This is a genomic window from Bradyrhizobium sp. Pha-3, from assembly GCF_042258325.1.
Taxonomy (GTDB): Bacteria; Pseudomonadota; Alphaproteobacteria; order Rhizobiales; family Xanthobacteraceae; genus Bradyrhizobium; species Bradyrhizobium elkanii.
Map to the genome: position 1 here is coordinate 7,359,058 of NZ_CP170151.1, position 17,165 is coordinate 7,376,222.

Sequence of the window (17,165 nt, forward strand, 5' to 3'; positions counted from 1 at the left end):
TGCTTTGCGCCACCAGGCGGTCTTGCGAGCCAGCCCGATCAGCGCTGCCCGTTCATCGCGCGCAGCACCGCCTCGCTCGGCCAGCAATCGACCTTCAGCCCGGCCTGCTTCTGATAGGCGCCGAGCGCCGCGCGGGTCTGCATCCCGGCCTTGCCGTCGAGCTTGTCCTTGTAGAGACCGATCTTCGTCAGCTGCTGCTGCATCGCCTCGACATCGGCGGAGCGCAGCTGCTTCGATGCCGACCATGGCGTCGCGAATGGCTGCGGGCTCGCCATGCGGTCGGCGAGGTGGCCGACGAACAGCACGTAGAGATCGGAGAAATTGTATTCCTTGATCACGAAGTAGTTCGGCGTGGTCAGGAAGGCGGGACCATAGCTGCCTTCCGGCTGCAGCAGCGAGGCCGATTGCGCCTGCTCGGCGGCGCTGAGCTTCTGCCCGCGCACCGGCACGAAGCCTGCGCGCAGCCACTGGCTGATCGGCTTCGTCACTTCAGGCACGCCCATCGTGCAGTCGGCATTGGCCGGCGCCTGCACCTCATAGGCCCAGCGCACGCCGGGCTGCCAGCCCTTGTTGACCAGCTGCTGCGCTGCGGAGGCGAGCGCGTCCGGCACCGAATGCCAGATATCGACGCGGCCGTCGCCGTCGAGATCGACGCCGTGCTTGTAATATTCCGACGGCAGGAACTGAGTGTAGCCGGTCGCCCCGGCCCAGGAGGAGCGCATCTCCTTGCGCGTCACCGCGCCCTCGCCGAGGATCTTCAGCGCGAGAATGAACTCGGTGCGGTACTGATCCTTGCGGCGGCCGACATAGGCCTGCGTCGCCACCACGCGCAGCGTGTCGTAGGGCAGCGAATAGCGGCCGTAATCGGTCTCGCGGCCCCAGATCGCCAGCACGACGGTGGCCGGGACGCCGAACCGCTTCTCGATCGCATCGAGCGACGGCCGATGCTTCTGCATCAGCCGCTGCCCCTCCGCGGCGAGCCGCGCGATCGAGGCTTCCTTGATGTAATCGGCCGGCACCTGCACGAACTCGGCCTGCGCCGGCGCGCCGGTCTTGGGACGTCCGGGCAGGATCAGGTCGGGCAGCTTGTAGTCGGGCTCGAGCGAGCGCGTCTCGCGATCGAAGGTCTCGCGCGACACGCCGGCGGCCTTGGCCTCCGGCCACAGCGAGGCGATGAACTGGGTGAACGCAGCATCGGCGGCGTATGCGGGCCGCTGCAGCGGCGCACAAAGCAGCAGCGCGAATGCGACAATGGTGGCTGGCCATTTCATGATCGATCTCACCCTGCGGAAACGGTCATTGCAACGCGGATTCGGCAATTGTCAGAATTCAATTCTGGGTGGTAAGTTTTGCCATGCGCATATTTCTGTCATTTCCCTCCGAACTGGAATCGCAGGCTGACAACATCGCCCAGTTCCTGCGCAATTGCGACCACGACGTTTTCTTTTCGCACGACGATCTTCCGCCGGGCGACAGCTTCGATGCGCGCGTCGAAAAAGCCATCGAAAGTAGCGATTTTATGGTGTTCCTGATCAGTCCGGAGTCAGTGACCAGGGGACGCTACACGCTGAGCGAACTCGCTCTTGCCCGGAACAAATGGCCGAACCCCAGCAATCGCGTGCTGCCGGTGATGATGGCGCCGACCCCGCTCGACCAGGTTCCGACCTATCTCAAGGCGGTCACGATCCTCGAACCCCAGGGCAGCGCGGCCGCCGAGACGCGGGCCGCCGTCGATCGCATGCTGGAAGCCAAAAGCGAGCAGTCGCGCGACCGATCGATTTTGCCCTTCGCCGTGCTGTCGCTTGCGTCGGCCATCCTGTGCAGCCTGGTCGCGACCTATGCGCTCAACGTCCTGCAATATTCGTTCGTCGTCTCCGACGCCGGCGCACGATCCTGCCCGGCGTGATATTCGGCGCGGCGATCGCGACCTGCAACGTCATGTTTGGCGCCAGGGACCGGTTTCAGCTGGCGCTGGTGGTCGCGATCACGACGGCGGCGTGGATCGCGGCCTACGATGCCAGCGCCGTCACGCTTCAGGCGCTCGGCCAGTATGCGAGAACCGTGCCGATCGAGGGCAATGCCGCGAACCCGGCCCAGATCACCGAGACGCTCGGCAACAATCCCTACATGGGATTTTTGATCGGCGGCATCGGCGGCGCCGTCGGCGGAGCCATCACCATTCTCGGCGTGCTCCTGACCAACCCCGCATTCAGGCGGATCGACAGCGTCGTCGTGACCTGGATCGCGGCCATCGCAGCCGGAACGGTTTACGGCGCGATCGTCAGGCTGCCGACCTTGCTGGGCTGGCTGGTGCTGTTCGGCGTCTGGCAGACCGCGCTCATCCTCGCGATGGCCCGCGGATTTCCGCGCGGCGCGGCGCAGATCCCCGAATGGCTCGGCAGATCCGCGCCGGCACTGTTCGGCTCGCGCGCGGCGCGGTGACGCCGCGCCGCCGTTCATTCCTAATGCCCAACCTGCTGCTTGGCGCCTTCGATCGAGTCGTTCGACAGCTTGTCGACGATCGCGATGCCGATCGCCGACAGGATGAAGACGCAGTGGATGATGGTCTGCCACATCACGCCGGTCTCGGTGTAGTTGCCCTTGCCTGACGACAGCGCGCCGGCCTCGATGAAGGTGCGCAGCAAATGGATCGAGGAGATGCCGATGATCGCCATCGCCAGCTTGATCTTCAGCACGCTGGCATTGACGTGGCTGAGCCATTCCGGCTCGTCCGGGTGGCCCTTCAGATTGAGGCGCGAGACGAAGGTCTCGTAGCCGCCGACGATCACCATCACGAGCAGGTTCGAGATCATGACGACGTCGATCAGGCCGAGGACGGCCAGCATGATCTGCTGTTCGCTGAAATCGAAGGCATGGGCGAACAGGTGCCACAATTCCTTCAGGAACAGCACGACATAGACGCCCTGGGCGATGATCAGGCCGACATAGAGCGGCAATTGCAGCCAGCGCGATCCGAAAATCAGCATGGGAACGGGACGCAGCGACCGGCCCTTTGCGGGGGCGCGCGCCTCGGAAAGTGCGGACATGGTGGAGTGCTCGCAGAATTTGATTTGCGGGAGCGCTCTATCTACGCAATCCCGCGCGCTTGAAAAGCGACAACTGGCCGCAGATTGCGCCGCGATGCCGTCACGATCGTGCCAACGAGCAACGACCGAACGCGGCGATGGCCGCGCTCGACCGTTTGAGCCGATCAGCGCGTCAGCTTCTTGTACTTCACGCGGTGCGGAATGATGCTGTCCTGGCCGAGCCGGCGCATCTTGTCCTTTTCGTAATCCTGGAAGTTGCCCTCGAACCATTCGACATGGCTGTCGCCCTCGAAGGCCAGGATATGGGTCGCGATGCGGTCGAGGAACCAGCGGTCATGGCTGATGATGACGGCGCAACCGGCGAAGTCCTCCAGCGCCTCTTCCAGCGCGCGCAGCGTGTCGACGTCGAGGTCGTTGGTCGGTTCGTCGAGCAGCAGCACGTTGGCGCCCGACTTCAGCATCTTGGCGAGATGCACGCGGTTGCGCTCACCGCCCGACAGCGCGCCGACCTTCTTCTGCTGGTCGGCGCCCTTGAAGTTGAACGCCGAGCAGTAGCCGCGCGAATTGACTTCTTTCTTGCCGAGCAGGATCAACTCGTTGCCGCCGGAGATCTCCTCCCACACCGTCTTGTTGCCCTCGAGCGCGTCGCGCGACTGGTCGACATAGCCGAGATGCACGGTCTCGCCGACCGTGATGGTGCCCTTGTCCGGCGTCTCCTGCTCGGTGATCATCTTGAACAGCGTGGTCTTGCCGGCGCCGTTGGCACCGATCACACCGACGATGCCGCCGGGCGGCAGCTTGAAGGTGAGATCATCGATCAGCAGGCGATCGCCAAATCCCTTGCTGAGGCCTTCGAAGTCGACGACGTTGGCGCCGAGCCGCTCGGCGACCGGAATGATGATCTGCGCGGTCTGGGTCTGCTTCTCGCTCGCCTTCTTGAGCAGATCCTCATAGCGCTGGTAGCGGGCCTTCGACTTGGCCTGGCGCGCCTTCGGCGAGGACGCCACCCATTCCTGCTCGCGGGCCAGCGTCTTCTGATGCGCGGCGTCCTCGCGGCCTTCCTGCTCGAGCCGCTTCTGCTTCTGAACCAGCCAGGACGAGTAATTGCCCTCGTAGGGGATGCCGCGGCCGCGGTCGAGCTCGAGGATCCAGCCCGTGACGTTGTCGAGGAAGTAGCGGTCGTGGGTGACGATCAGGATCGCGCCGGGATAGTTGCGCAGATGGCCTTCCAGCCACGACACCGACTCGGCGTCGAGATGGTTGGTCGGCTCGTCGAGCAGCAGCAATTCCGGCTGGTCGAGCAGCAGGCGGCACAGCGCGACGCGGCGGCGTTCACCGCCGGACAGTTTTGTGACATCGGCATCGTCGGGCGGGCAGCGCAGCGCGTCCATCGCCTGGTCGACCTTGCTGTCGAGATCCCACAGGCCCTGGGCCTCGATCTCGTCCTGCAGCTTGGTCATCTCGTCGGCGGTCTCGTCCGAATAGTTGACCGCAAGCTCGTTGTAGCGGTCGAGGATCGCCTTCTGCTTGGCGACGCCGAGCATGACGTTCTCACGAACGTTGAGTGCCGAATCGAGGTGCGGCTCCTGCTCGAGATAGCCGACGCGGGCGCCCTCGGCGACCCAGGCCTCGCCGTTATACTCCTTGTCGAGGCCGGCCATGATCTTGAGCAGCGTCGACTTGCCCGAGCCGTTGACGCCAAGGACGCCGATCTTGGCGTCCGGGTAGAAGCTCAGATGGATGTTATCGAGCACCTTGCGGGTCGGGTACGCCTTGGTCAGACCCTGCATGAAATAGATGAACTGGCGAGCCATCCGCTGTCCCTGGAATTGATCCGATTTGTGGAAATTTTGCTGCCGCCGATGTAACGGCCGGCCCCCGAAAGCGCAACCGCGGGACCTCTGTTTTCCGTCCGTTCACCACGTTTCGCGGCTTCACCACGGATGATTACGGGGTCGACGCCATGTGTGCGCCGAATCACGACAATTGAAACCATCTTTTAATAAATCAGGCCAAAACTCGTTCTCAACGTCGAAAAACGGCGATTTTCGCGGCAGAACCGCGGCCAAAACAGTTGAGGCCACGTCATGGCTACCATCATTTCAGCACCCCTTCCGCGCCCGACGACCGAAGGCGAGGCGACGCTGTTCGCCGAATTCCGCGCCTTTTGGCGCGCCTTCGTCGCCAAGGCTTTCAATCCCTACCGGCCGGAACTGCACTATATGCGCGGCCCGGGTCCGGCCTGCCGCGCCAAGCAGATGGCGCTGTCGCCGGCGGTCCGCGCGATGCTCGCCGATATCCGCGCCACGAAGAAGGCGTCGCCGCGCGCGTGACAATCGCCGCTTTTTGAAACCGCGGCCGCTTGCGCGCCTGCCGATTGCGCGCGACCATGACGGGTATCCCGACGGTTGATCTCCCGCCGTCGCCCTCACCCTGAATGGACCTTCCCCGATGACGCGGCTCCGCTGTGCAATCCTCGACGACTATTTTGACATCGCGCTTTCGGTGGCCGACTGGCCAAAGGTCAAGGACCGGGTCGACGTCACCGTGTTCGACAAGCCGTTCGCGAGCGAGGCGGAAGCGGCGACGAAGCTGAAGGATTTCGAGATCATCTGCGCGATGCGCGAACGCACCCCGTTCCCGCAGAGCCTGCTCGACGCGCTGCCCAGGCTGCAGCTCCTGATCACGTCGGGCATGCGCAACGCGGCGATCGACATGGAGGCCGCCAACGACCGCAAGGTGGTGTTGTGCGGCACCCAATATATCCGCGATCCCACCGCGCCCCTCACCATGGGCCTGATCCTGGAACTGACCCGCGGCATCGGCCGCGAGAACGCGCGCATGCACGCCGGCGAGGCCTGGCAGACCTTTGCCGGTACCGAGATCGAGGGCAAGACGCTCGGCATCATCGGCCTCGGCAAGCTCGGCAGCAAGGTCGCCGGCATGGCCAAGGTGTTCGGCATGAACGTCATCGCCTGGAGCCCCAATCTGACGCCGGAGAAGTGCAAGGAGGCCGGCGTCGGCTATGCCAGCAAGGACGAGCTGTTCGCGACGTCAGACATCATCACCATCCACGTCGTGCTGAGCCCGCGCTCGCGCGGACTGGTCGGCGCCGCCGATCTCGCCCGCATGAAGCCGTCGGCCTATCTCGTCAACACCGCGCGCGGGCCGATCGTCGACGAGGACGCCCTGTTCGCGGCGCTGCGCGACAAGACGATCGCCGGCGCCGGCATCGACGTGTTCTCGGTCGAGCCACTGCCGTCGGATCACCCGCTACGCAAGCTCGACAATGTCGTGATCACGCCACATCTCGGCTATGCCACGCGCGAGAGCTTGCAGGCGCATTATCAGCAGATGGTCGAGTGCATCGATGCCTTCACCAAGGGCAACGAGCCGCCGCGGCGCCTGGCCTGAAAAGCATTCACTGCGGCTAGCCGAGCCAGCGGAACGCGCGTTCGAGCTCGGCGCGGCCGTTCCGGTCGTACCAGCGCCCGTGGGCGAGGATGATCCGCTCCGGATTCCATTCCATCATGCGGGCGACGATGGCCTTCAGCGCAGCGCGGTTCCGCGAGAAGGTCAATCGCATGTCGCGCGGCGTGCTGCCGTCAGGATCGCGCACGCCGCCGAGCCAGGTCAGGAACCGCATCAACGGCGAGCGGACTCGTCTGGCCTCAAAATTCTCGATCAGGTCGGTCAGCAGCAATGTCCGCGACGGCAGATGGAAGAACACGACCTCCGTCATGTAGCTGCCTGCCACCGGCAGCGTCGCGATCCACTCATCCCAGGGATAGCCGGATGATCGTTCCAGTGGCTCGCCTTCGAAGGTCAGCCGACTGCCCGCCTGTTGCTTGATCCCGGGCGCAAGGAAGATGCGCGCATCTGGATAGGCAGCATGCCATTCCGGAATCCACCAATAGTGCAGACGATTCGGAGCGATGATCCAGCGCGGTACGCCCAGCTCAACGATTGCGGCCTTGAGCTCGGCCAGCAATGGTGTCGGCGAGTGAATGAACAGCCGCCCACCCGGCAGACGAACGATCGTCGCGCGCGTTGGAAACGGCATCTTGAACCAGCGCGGGCCGAACCGGATGATCGGACCATCGATCATCCATACGTCATCGGCGACAGGCTTCGGCGTATTCAGCGGCGGATAGGTTTCGCAGACGTCCTGCATCGCATTGCCTCCCGGGCGGCAACGTCGAGATGCGCGGCTTGTTGCAACAAAAAAGGCGCGCTGTTCGCGCGCCTTTTTCAATGATGAACTTGCCGGTTGGCCTAGCGCACCGTCACCGGTGCGGGCAGCGGCTGCACCGTGGTCGGCTGCGTGCCGGGCAGCGGCGCGGCCGCCTGAGCCTGGGCCGCAGAGGGAGCCATCGGGTTCGCGGGCGCGGCAGAAGCCGTCGCCGTTCCCGGCGGCGGACCACCGGGCAGCACAACCACGCGGGTGCCGACCTTGGCGCGTTCGAACAGGTCGGAGACGTCTTCGTTGAGCATGCCGATACAGCCCGACGAGACGAACTTGCCGATGGTCGACGGCTGGTTGGTGCCGTGAATACGGTACACGGTCGAGCCGAGATACATCGCGCGGGCGCCGAGCGGGTTGCCAGGTCCGCCGGCCATGAAGCGCGGCAGATAGGGCTGACGCTCGATCATCTCGGTCGGCGGATGCCAATCCGGCCACTCTGCCTTGCGGGTGATCTTCTGCACGCCGGTCCAGGTGAAGCCGTCGCGGCCGACACGGACGCCGTAACGGACCGCCCGGCCATTGCCCAGGATGTAATAGAGGTAGGTGTTCGACGTATCGACAACGATCGTGCCTGCCGGCTCCTTGGTCGCGAACGACACTTCCTGGCGACGCAGATTCGGCGGCAGTTGCGCCGGGGCGTCTTCGGGCTGCTCGTCCGGCGGCAGCGCCGCGATCTGTACCGGCTTGCCATTGGCATCGACCGGCGCCTGCTGCTGCGGCACGGCTCCGGTAACGCCCTCGGGCGGACGCATGCCGCCGCGGTCGTCGCCATAGGAAACGCCGGCGGCCGGAACGCCATTGTCGCGATTGGCTTGTTGCGCACCCGGACGGTCGCCGTAGATCACCGGCGGCGGCCCCATCGGCCGGCCATAGCGGGGATCATCGGGCGACATCACCGGGCCAGTCGGCGCGCCACGGTCGGAATAGACCGGAGGAGCATTCATCGGACGGCCATAGCGCGGATCGTCCGGCGACATCACCGGACCGGGCGGCACACCGCGATCGGAATATGTGGGCGCATTCGCCGGACGGCCATAGCGCGGGTCGTTCGGCGACAGCACCGGACCGGGCGGCGGCAGTGCAGCCGAATCCTGCCCGTCATCGTCATTGAGAGCGTCGAAATCCGGCATGCTGCCCTGGGGGTAGGGCTGGGGCGCCGTCGAATAGGCGGTGCCCTGGGGCGCCGGATAGCCCTGCTGCGCATGCGCAAGCGAGGTTCCTGCCACGCCGAGAGCCGCGGCAGCGCAAATCGTCAGAATGCGGTTGATCATCATTGCTCTGTTATAGTCCCCAAGCCACACCGGACTGTTAACGGCCCAATGCAGGAAGATAGCGGCGCATTCAAGACAAATCCGCGAAACCCGGGCTATTCCGGGCCTTTTGTGATTTCGCGTCAACGCTGCGGCAAAGATGTCTCACGGGTCGGGAATGTTTGTCCACGTGGCCAAAGTCATCAATCACCCGCATTTTGTAACAAACAGTCCCGGGACGTTGCGATATCTTCGAATCGGCCCTGATTCGCGCTCGCGACGCCGGCTTTCTTGTGTGGTCACCGCGTTCCCTCGACATCGAAGACCCTCCCGCAGAAGGGGGAACCCGCGCCCATGCTCCCCGGCCTTCGTTTTCTGTTCGCCGCGATCGTGCTGGCGACCTCGCTTCTGGTGTTCGGGTTAGGGGCAGCCGCGCTGTTTCGCGCGGCGCATGAAGAGTTCGCCAGCATTCCGGCCCGCCGGGCGCCGCCCGAGCCGCAATTCGCGCAGCAGCCCGAGACCCCACCGGTGCTTGCCATGGTGCGGGTCGACCCGCCCGTCGCCGACAAGGTGACGACCGATACTCCGGCAGCCCCGCCCGCGTCCGAGCCGGCCGCGTCCGAACCGGCTGCTCCCGTTGAGATCACCCCTGCAGCCGAGCCGGAAAAGGTCGCCGCCGTGACGGCGGATGATCCGGTCCCGCCTGCCCCGCCGAAGCCGGAAGCCCAGGCCGCGACGACCCCGGCGCCAGCCCAATCCGCCGATACTGCGGCTCAGACTCCGACCGCAGCTCCCTTGCCGGCATCGGAGCCGACGCCCGCTGCCGCCGAAGCCGCACCGGCAGCCACCGAGGCCAAGGTCGCCGCCGTCGCCGATCCGCCAACCCCCAGCGAGCCCGCGCTTCCTCCGCCGGCACCCGCGATGTCAGCGCCCGAGCCCGCCCCGCCTCCGTCACCCGAGGCGATCGCGGCCGCGACAAAGATCGCGACGCTGGGCGGCCCTGAAGTTGTTGTCGAAGCGCCGGTGGCGCCGAAGGCCATTGAGGCGAAGAAGCCGGAGCGCAACGCGGTCAGCAAGCCGGCACATCGCAAGGAGCGGCGGCGGATTGTCCGCGCGCAGCCGGTTCGGCAGGTCGTTCAGCAGCAGCTCGATCCGTTCGGCCAGCCGACCCTGGTGCCGCTCACCCGACGCTAGCAAGCAGGAACGACCTGTCAGGCCGGTCCCGTCGCGATCGGCGGGCCGCTCGCCTGCCCCCATTCCGACCACGAGCCGTCATAGAGCGCGCTCTCGGTGACGCCGAGCCGGTAGAGCGCAAGCGTCAGCACGCCGGCCGAGACGCCCGAGCCGCAGCTCGTCACGATCGGCGCATCGAGTTTCACGCCGGCGCCCGTGAACGACTTGCGCAGGTCATCGAGCGGCCTCATCTCGCCGGTCGCGGCATCGAACAGCTGGTTGTAGGGCACGTTGCGGGCGCCTGGGATGTGGCCGGCGCGGATGCCCGGCCGCGGCTCCGGCGCGCGGCCCTCGAAGCGATCGGCGGCGCGCGCATCGATCACCTGCTCGGCACGGCTTTCGACATTGGCGATCATCTGCTCGATGCTGCGCACGCGCTGCGGATCGTAGCTCGCCTTGAAGATCGCAGGCTTCGGCTTCACCTCGCCGCTCTCGACCGCCCTGCCCTCGGCGCGCCACTTCTTCAGGCCGCCGTTGAGAATGCGCACGTTGCGATGGCCATAGGACAGGAACATCCACCAGGCGCGCGGCGCCGCGACCCAGCCGCCGGAATCGTAGATCACGACGGTGTCGGCATTGCTGATGCCAAGCCCGCCGGCGTCACGGCCGAACTGCTCGGCGCTCGGAAACATGTGCGGCAGCGGATTGGAGTGGTCGGACACCGCATCGACGTCGAAGAACACCGCGCCCGGCAGATGCGCGGCGAGATAATCATCCTTCGGCAGCGGAAGCACGCCCGGCAGCTTGAAGGTCGCATCGAGCACCTTGACGTTGGCATCGCCGAGATGCGCAGCCAGCCATTCGGTCGAAACGAGCGGATCGTCGGTCGTCGTCATCTTGCGTGTCTCTCCATCGTCATTGCCGGACTTGATCCGGCAATCCATCTTGCTGTGAAGCGATGGACACGCGGGTCAAGCCCGCGTGTGACATCCTGCCTAGGCCTTCTTCTTCGGCTCCCACGCCTCGATCGGCCCGCCGGCCTCGCGCCAGGCGGCAAAGCCGCCGCCCATATGCGCGACCGGCTTCAGGCCCATGTCCTTCGCGGTTTTGGCGGCGAGTGCCGAGCGCAGGCCGCCGGCGCAGTGGAAGATGAACTTCTTGTCTTCCTGGAAGATCGGCTTGGCATAGGGGCTGTTCGGATCGATCCAGAACTCGAGCATGCCGCGGGTGCAGGAGAACGCGCCCGGGATCTTGCCGTCGCGCTCGATCTCGCGGGGATCGCGGATGTCGACGATGACGACGTCGTTCTTGCCGATCAGCGTGATCGCATCGGCCGCGCTGATGGTCTCGATCTCGGCATTGGCCTCGTCGATCATCACCTTGATGCCGCGGTGGATGTTCTGGGGCATGGAGCTCTCCCTGGATGTTGTTGGCGCGCCACCGGCACGCGACGCGTTGTGCGTTTACCGCACCAGCTCCCGCATCGCGTTCTCCAGACCTTCGATCGTGATCGGATACATGCGCTCGGAGAACAGGCGGCGGATGATGGTGGTCGATTCCGAATAGTCCCAGTGCTTCTGCGCCACCGGATTGAGCCACACCGCGTGCGGATAGGTGCGGATGATGCGGTCGAGCCAGACCGAGCCGGCCTCTTCGTTGACATGCTCGACCGAGCCGCCGGGAACCATGATCTCGTAAGGCGACATCGAGGCGTCGCCCACGAACACCACCTTGTAGTCGTGCGGATACTTGTGCAGCACGTCCCAGGTCGGCGTGCGATCGGTGAAGCGCCGCTTGTTCTGCTTCCAGACGCCTTCATAGAGGCAGTTGTGGAAGTAGAAATATTCCATGTGCTTGAATTCGCTCTTGGCGGCCGAGAACAGTTCCTCGACCTGCTCGATATGCGAATCCATCGAGCCGCCGATATCGAAGAACACCAGCACCTTGACCGCGTTGCGCCGTTCGGGCCGCATGTGCACGTCGAGATAGCCGTGGTTGGCGGTCTCCTTGATCGTGGTGTCGAGATCGAGCTCGTCGGGCGCGCCGGTGCGCGCGAACCTGCGCAGCCGCCGCAGCGCGACCTTGATGTTGCGGATGCCGAGCTCGACATTGCCGTCGAGGTCCTTGAACTCGCGCTTGTCCCACACCTTCACGGCGCGGTTGTTGCGGTTCTTCTCCTGCCCGATGCGGACACCCTCGGGATTATAGCCATGGGCGCCGAACGGCGAGGTGCCGGCGGTGCCGATCCACTTGCTGCCGCCCTGGTGGCGGCCCTTCTGTTCCTCGAGCCGCTTCTTCAACGTCTCCATGAGCTTGTCCCAGCCCATGGCCTCGATCTGCTTCTTCTCTTCCTCGGTGAGATATTTCTCCGCGAGCTTCTTCAACCACTCCTCGGGGATCTCGGCCTTGCCCATGGCATCGAGCAGGCTCTCGAGCCCCTTGAACACGGTGCCGAACACGCGGTCGAACTTGTCGAGATTGCGCTCGTCCTTCACCAGCGCGGCGCGCGACAAATAGTAGAAGTTCTCGACCGTCTGCTCGGCGAGATCGGCGTCAAGCGCTTCCATCAAGGTCAGATATTCCCGTAACGTCACGGGGACCTGGGCGTCGCGCAGCGATGTGAAAAACTGCAGGAACATATTTACTTAAATCGCCCGCCCTGCCGGTGCCGTCAAGGGCCCCTCCCCCGGTTGCGGCTGCGGATCAGCCATTCACTTTCACTTAACCACCCCGGCCAGCTTCGGCTCCCGGCGCCGAAACGTGACATTAAGATCGGACGTTGATCGTTGCAGTAATACGCGCCAGTGGACCCGATCGACGTGCCCAACAGCCCCGCCAAACTGCCGAAACTGTTTTCGCCGACGGCGATCGTCGCCGCCGTCGTGGCGGCAATGAGCATATTCGTGCTGGGTCTGCTGATCTGGAAGGCGGTCGAGGCGCGCACCACGGCGCTGGCCCAGGGCGAGCGCGACATCCGCAACCTGACCCATTCGCTGGCGGAACACGCCTCGCATTCGGTCCAGGCGATCGACGTGTCCATGAATGCCATGGTGGATCTGCTGAAATACCAGAAGCCGCGCGTCGATCGCTTCAACGCGGCGTTGCGCAAGACCGCCGACGCGCTGCCGCAGATCAAGGAGATCGGCGTGATCGACCCCGACGGCAACCGGATCTACTCGTCGGCCGCGGAGCTGCCGGCGCACAACAATGCCGATCGCGGCTATTTCATCGGCCATCGCGACTCGACGGATGCATCGCTGCATATCAGCGAGCCGTTGCAGTCGCGCCTGACCGGTCAGCCGACCATCGTGCTGTCGCGACGCGTCACCAGGGAAGACGGCAGCTTCGGCGGCGTACTGTTCGCGACCATCGAGACAAGTTATTTCGACAACTTCTATCAAGCCTTCAAATTCGGTCCGCACGCCGGAATTACCCTGCTTCGGCTCGACGGCATCGTTTTGGCGCACTGGCCGGCGGGCAAGTGGAACAAGGAGGTTTCCGCGGCATTCAAGGCGAGGATCGAGCAGGACCGGACCGGCTACACGAAATCCACATCGCCGTTCGACGGACGCGTCAAATATCTCGGCTTCGAGCGCGCTTCGCAATATCCGATCGTGGTCATCGTCGCCTTGCCGGAAGCCCAGGTTCTCGCCGCATGGCATGACGATTTGCGCAACGACCTGTTTGTCGCCGTCATCCTGATGGGAAGCGTCATCCTGTTCGCGATCCTGCTCGGCAAGGAGTTTGCCAAGCGCACCAAGGTCGCGCGGATGCTCAGGGAACGCGAGGCGCGCTACCGGCTGCTTGCAGACAACATCGCCGATGTGGTGATCCTGCTGGACCGCAACGGCCGCTTCCTGTTCGTGTCGCAGTCGGTCGAGACCATCCTCGGCCGCATCCCGGACGATCTGATCGGCAAATCCTGCTTCGAGTTCGTGCATCCCGATCACCTCGCCGACGTCGCCAGGGCGACATCGGAATTGACCAACTGGACGACCACCAAGACCGTCGAATTCAAGACCTTCCGCTCCGATGGCAGCGAGGTTTGGGTCGAGATCAACTTCAAGCTTGCCGGCGCGGCGGAAGACCACCATGCCATCGAGGTCGTCGGCGTGCTGCGCGACGTGACCGAGCGCCGCAAGATGGAGGACGAGCTCAATGCGCTGAACGCCCGCCTGTCCGAGCTGGCGACCACCGATGGCCTGACCGCGCTCGCCAATCGCCGCAGCTTCGACAGCGCGCTGCCGCGCGAGTTCCGCGACCGCGAGCAGATCTCGCTGATCATGCTCGATATCGATCACTTCAAGGGTTTCAACGACACGCAAGGCCACCAGGCCGGCGACGAATGCCTGCGGCGCGTGGCGCGCGTGATCGCGGACGCCACCACCAACACAACCGCGCTGGCGGCGCGATACGGCGGCGAGGAATTCGCGATCATCCTGCCCGGCGTCGGCGAGCAGGATGCACTGAAGGTCGCCGAAGCGATGCGCCTCACGGTGCGGTCGCTGGCGATCGCCAATCCGGCCGCACGCCGCGGCGTGGTTTCGATCAGCCTCGGGATCGCCAGCCGGTCGGCCGCGACCGCGAGCGAGACCGAGCTGCTCGGCCGGGCCGATCTTGCGCTCTATGAGGCGAAACGCTCGGGACGCGACCGCACGGTGCTGGCCTCGTCGCTCGCGGGAGACAATCATTCCGCAGGACGGAAACAGTACGCCTGACATACTATGCGTCCGGTACCGCTGCGCTGCGGAATCCGCGCTAGACCGCCCGGCTTTTTCAATTAGAATTGTACCGGACAAGATTTCGGAGAGGACATGCGACCGCTGCGAGAGCGGTCGTTTCGTGTGGGGGCCCGGGCCGCCGACGAACGAAGCAAGGCAAACAGATAGATGAAATTCACGGGTACCAAGGACTACGTCGCCACCGATGACCTCAAGGTCGCCGTCAATGCCGCCATCGTGCTCGAGCGCCCGCTGCTGGTGAAGGGCGAGCCCGGCACCGGCAAGACCGTGCTGGCCGAGGAAGTTGCCAAGGCGATCGACGCGCCACTTTTGACCTGGCACATCAAGTCGACCACCAAGGCGCAGCAGGGCCTCTACGAATACGATGCGGTGTCCCGGCTGCGCGACAGCCAGCTCGGCGACGCCCGCGTGTCCGACATCAAGAACTACATTAAGCGCGGCAAGCTGTGGGAGGCCTTCACCAACGAGAAGCGCCCGGTGCTGCTGATCGACGAGATCGACAAGGCCGACATCGAATTCCCCAACGATCTGCTGCTCGAACTCGACCGCATGGAATTCCACGTCTACGAGACCGGCGAGACCATCAAGGCGAAGCTGCGCCCGATCGTGATGATCACGTCGAACAACGAGAAGGAACTGCCGGACGCCTTCCTGCGCCGCTGCTTCTTCCACTACATCAAGTTCCCCGACAGCGAGACGATGGGCAAGATCGTCGACGTGCATTTCCCCGGCATCAAGAAGCGCCTGGTGGAAGAGGCGCTGCGGATCTTCTTCGAAGTCCGCGAGGTGCCGGGCCTGAAGAAGAAGCCCTCGACCTCGGAGCTGCTCGACTGGCTCAAGCTGCTGCTCAACGAGGACATCACCCCCGAGATGCTGCGCGAGCGCGATCCGCGCAAGCTGATCCCGCCGCTGCATGGCGCGCTGCTCAAGAACGAGCAGGACGTGCACCTGTTCGAGCGGCTGGCTTTCCTCAGCCGCCGCGAAGTCTAGTTTCGATATCGGCAAACGCCGGGGCGACGGCTCCGGCGTCTTGCTTCTGCAGCTCAACAAACAAGCCAACAAGCAAGAAGACCAGGGAAGATGAACGTCCAGACCCAGATCCGCGCCGCCGAGCCCGTCACCACAGAGCATTTCGACGTCCTGATCGCAGGCGCCGGCATCTCCGGCGTCGGCGCCGCCTACCACCTCACCACGCAATGCCCCGGCACCAGCTTCGTGGTGCTGGAGACGCAGAAGACTTTTGGCGGCACCTGGTCCACCCACCGCTATCCCGGCATCCGCTCCGACAGCGACCTGCACACCTTCGGCTATCGCTTCAAGCCGTGGACCAGCGCGCCGATCGCGACCGCGACCGAGATCCTGAAATACATGGGCGAGGTGATCGAGGAGAACGACCTCGTCCGTCACATCCGCTATCGCCACACCATCACCGCGGCGAAGTGGTCGAACGAGACCAATCTCTGGACCATCGACGCTGTCCGCATCGACACCGGCGAGCGGCTGCGCTTCACCACCAACTTCTTCTGGATGTGCCAGGGCTATTATCGCCACGACGCGGGCTACACGCCCGAATGGACCGACATGGCGAAGTTCAAGGGCACGGTCGTGCATCCGCAGACCTGGCCCGACGACCTCGACTACAAGGGCAAGCGCGTGGTCGTGATCGGCTCCGGCGCCACCGCCGCGACGCTGATCCCGGCGATGGCCAAGGACGCCAGCCATGTCACCATGCTGCAGCGCTCGCCGACCTATTTCCGCACCGGCCGCAACGCGATCGAGATCGCCGAGGAGCTGCGCAGGCTGCAGGTCGATGAGCACTGGATCCACGAGATTACCCGCCGCAAGATCCTGTTCGAGCAGGACGCCTTCACCAGGCGGACCTTCGCCGAGCCCGAGGGCGCCAAGAAGGACCTGCTGGCAGCGGTGGAAGCCGTCCTCGGCAAGGACTACGACATCGCCACCCACTTCACGCCGAGCTACCGGCCGTGGCGGCAGCGCATCGCCTTCGTGCCGGATGCCGACCTGTTCCACGCGATCAAGGGCGGCAAGGCGTCGGTCGTCACCGACGAGATCGACCGCTTCACCGAGACGGGCATCCTGCTCAAGTCCGGCAAGCAGCTCGAGGCCGACATCATCATCACCGCGACCGGCTTCCACCTCTCCGCCAATGGCGGCATCGACTTCGAGATCGACGGCAAGCCGCTCGACTTCGCCGATACCGTGACCTATCGCGGCATGATGTTCACCGGCGTGCCGAACCTCGTCTGGGTGTTCGGCTATTTCCGCGCCAGCTGGACCTTGCGTGTCGATCTGGTCGGCGACTTCGTCTGCCGCCTGTTGCAGCACATGAAGGCGACCGGCGCGAACAAGGTGACGCCGGAGCTGCGCCCCGAAGACCACAACATGCCGCTGCTGCCGTGGATCGATCCGGAGAACTTCAACCCCGGCTACATGATGCGCGGCATGCACCTCTTGCCGAAGCGCGGCGACAAGCCGGAGTGGCAGCACAACCAGGACTACTGGGCCGAGAAGGACGAATTCCCGGCGATCGACCTCGAGGACAAGGCGTTCGTCTACGGCTGAGCTCCTGATATTAGTCCCGCCATCCTAAGGAGCGCGTAGCGCGTCTCGAAGGATGCACGGCCCCACTCGGGCCGTCGCGCTTCGAGACGGCCGCTTCGCGGCCTCCTCAGCATGACGGTATTAG

At 64.6% G+C, this 17,165-nt stretch carries 16 protein-coding genes; 8 read left to right on the top strand and 8 right to left on the bottom strand.

Going from position 1 to position 17,165, the window contains the following annotated elements:
- Positions 1–38 precede the first annotated feature (38 nt).
- The gene (locus ACE10X_RS35150) at positions 39–1,271 is read right to left on the bottom strand and encodes a lytic murein transglycosylase (protein WP_375763461.1); all 1,233 of its coding nucleotides are present in this window, start codon (positions 1,269–1,271) and stop codon (positions 39–41) included.
- Between the two features lie 83 nt (positions 1,272–1,354).
- Between ACE10X_RS35150 and ACE10X_RS35155 the strand changes: the two genes are divergently transcribed.
- Both ACE10X_RS35155 and ACE10X_RS35160 read left to right on the top strand, forming a co-directional pair.
- Positions 1,355–1,906 (top strand): toll/interleukin-1 receptor domain-containing protein, encoded by a 552-nt coding sequence (locus ACE10X_RS35155; protein ID WP_375763462.1) that lies wholly within the window; start codon positions 1,355–1,357, stop codon positions 1,904–1,906.
- A complete protein-coding gene (locus ACE10X_RS35160; protein ID WP_375763463.1) occupies positions 1,903–2,442 on the top strand; it encodes a hypothetical protein in 540 nt (179 codons plus the stop codon). The genes ACE10X_RS35155 and ACE10X_RS35160 overlap by 4 nt, the downstream gene beginning before the upstream one ends.
- Positions 2,443–2,462: 20 nt before the next feature.
- Here the strand turns inward: ACE10X_RS35160 and ACE10X_RS35165 are convergent, their stop codons facing one another.
- The gene (locus ACE10X_RS35165; RefSeq protein WP_028342988.1) at positions 2,463–3,047 is read right to left on the bottom strand and encodes a TIGR00645 family protein; all 585 of its coding nucleotides are present in this window, start codon (positions 3,045–3,047) and stop codon (positions 2,463–2,465) included.
- Between the two features lie 164 nt (positions 3,048–3,211).
- Positions 3,212–4,861, bottom strand: a complete 1,650-nt coding sequence (gene ettA, locus ACE10X_RS35170; RefSeq protein WP_375763464.1) for an energy-dependent translational throttle protein EttA — start codon at positions 4,859–4,861, stop codon at positions 3,212–3,214.
- Between the two features lie 273 nt (positions 4,862–5,134).
- Between ettA and ACE10X_RS35175 the strand changes: the two genes are divergently transcribed.
- Together ACE10X_RS35175 and ACE10X_RS35180 are read left to right on the top strand one after the other, a co-directional pair.
- Positions 5,135–5,380: a hypothetical protein gene (locus ACE10X_RS35175; protein ID WP_038386079.1), complete on the top strand. Its 246-nt coding sequence runs from the start codon at positions 5,135–5,137 to the stop codon at positions 5,378–5,380.
- Between the two features lie 118 nt (positions 5,381–5,498).
- A complete protein-coding gene (locus ACE10X_RS35180) occupies positions 5,499–6,461 on the top strand; it encodes a D-2-hydroxyacid dehydrogenase family protein (RefSeq protein WP_375763465.1) in 963 nt (320 codons plus the stop codon).
- Between the two features lie 16 nt (positions 6,462–6,477).
- On the opposite strand, the gene ACE10X_RS35185 is transcribed toward ACE10X_RS35180, so the two are convergent.
- Together ACE10X_RS35185 and ACE10X_RS35190 are read right to left on the bottom strand one after the other, a co-directional pair.
- The gene (locus ACE10X_RS35185; RefSeq protein ID WP_375763466.1) at positions 6,478–7,221 is read right to left on the bottom strand and encodes a DUF4336 domain-containing protein; all 744 of its coding nucleotides are present in this window, start codon (positions 7,219–7,221) and stop codon (positions 6,478–6,480) included.
- A 101-nt stretch (positions 7,222–7,322) separates the two neighbouring features.
- The gene (locus ACE10X_RS35190) at positions 7,323–8,567 is read right to left on the bottom strand and encodes a L,D-transpeptidase (RefSeq protein ID WP_304496878.1); all 1,245 of its coding nucleotides are present in this window, start codon (positions 8,565–8,567) and stop codon (positions 7,323–7,325) included.
- A gap of 330 nt (positions 8,568–8,897) precedes the next feature.
- Here ACE10X_RS35190 and ACE10X_RS35195 point away from each other — a divergent pair, with 330 nt between their 5' ends.
- On the top strand, positions 8,898–9,737 hold the full coding sequence (locus tag ACE10X_RS35195) for a hypothetical protein (protein WP_375763467.1): 840 nt from the start codon (positions 8,898–8,900) through the stop codon (positions 9,735–9,737).
- Between the two features lie 17 nt (positions 9,738–9,754).
- On the opposite strand, the gene sseA is transcribed toward ACE10X_RS35195, so the two are convergent.
- From sseA to ACE10X_RS35210, 3 genes are all read right to left on the bottom strand, one after another.
- Entirely contained in the window at positions 9,755–10,612 is an 858-nt protein-coding gene (sseA, locus tag ACE10X_RS35200; protein ID WP_375763468.1) for a 3-mercaptopyruvate sulfurtransferase, read from the bottom strand.
- Between the two features lie 99 nt (positions 10,613–10,711).
- Complete coding sequence (locus ACE10X_RS35205; RefSeq protein WP_375763469.1) at positions 10,712–11,125, bottom strand: rhodanese-like domain-containing protein; 414 nt, start codon at positions 11,123–11,125, stop codon at positions 10,712–10,714.
- Between the two features lie 54 nt (positions 11,126–11,179).
- Complete coding sequence (locus ACE10X_RS35210; RefSeq protein ID WP_375763470.1) at positions 11,180–12,355, bottom strand: VWA domain-containing protein; 1,176 nt, start codon at positions 12,353–12,355, stop codon at positions 11,180–11,182.
- Positions 12,356–12,535: 180 nt separating this feature from the next.
- On the opposite strand from ACE10X_RS35210, the gene ACE10X_RS35215 reads away from it, so the two are divergent.
- The 3 genes from ACE10X_RS35215 (at position 12,536) to ACE10X_RS35225 (ending at position 17,041) form a co-directional block, all read left to right on the top strand.
- A complete protein-coding gene (locus tag ACE10X_RS35215; protein WP_375763471.1) occupies positions 12,536–14,434 on the top strand; it encodes a diguanylate cyclase in 1,899 nt (632 codons plus the stop codon).
- A 171-nt stretch (positions 14,435–14,605) separates the two neighbouring features.
- Positions 14,606–15,448 carry a MoxR family ATPase gene (locus tag ACE10X_RS35220; RefSeq protein WP_028342982.1) on the top strand — a complete coding sequence of 281 codons (843 nt, stop codon included), beginning with the start codon at positions 14,606–14,608 and terminating at the stop codon, positions 15,446–15,448.
- 90 nt (positions 15,449–15,538) lie between these two features.
- Complete coding sequence (locus ACE10X_RS35225; RefSeq protein ID WP_038386073.1) at positions 15,539–17,041, top strand: NAD(P)/FAD-dependent oxidoreductase; 1,503 nt, start codon at positions 15,539–15,541, stop codon at positions 17,039–17,041.
- Positions 17,042–17,165: the final 124 nt, after the last annotated feature.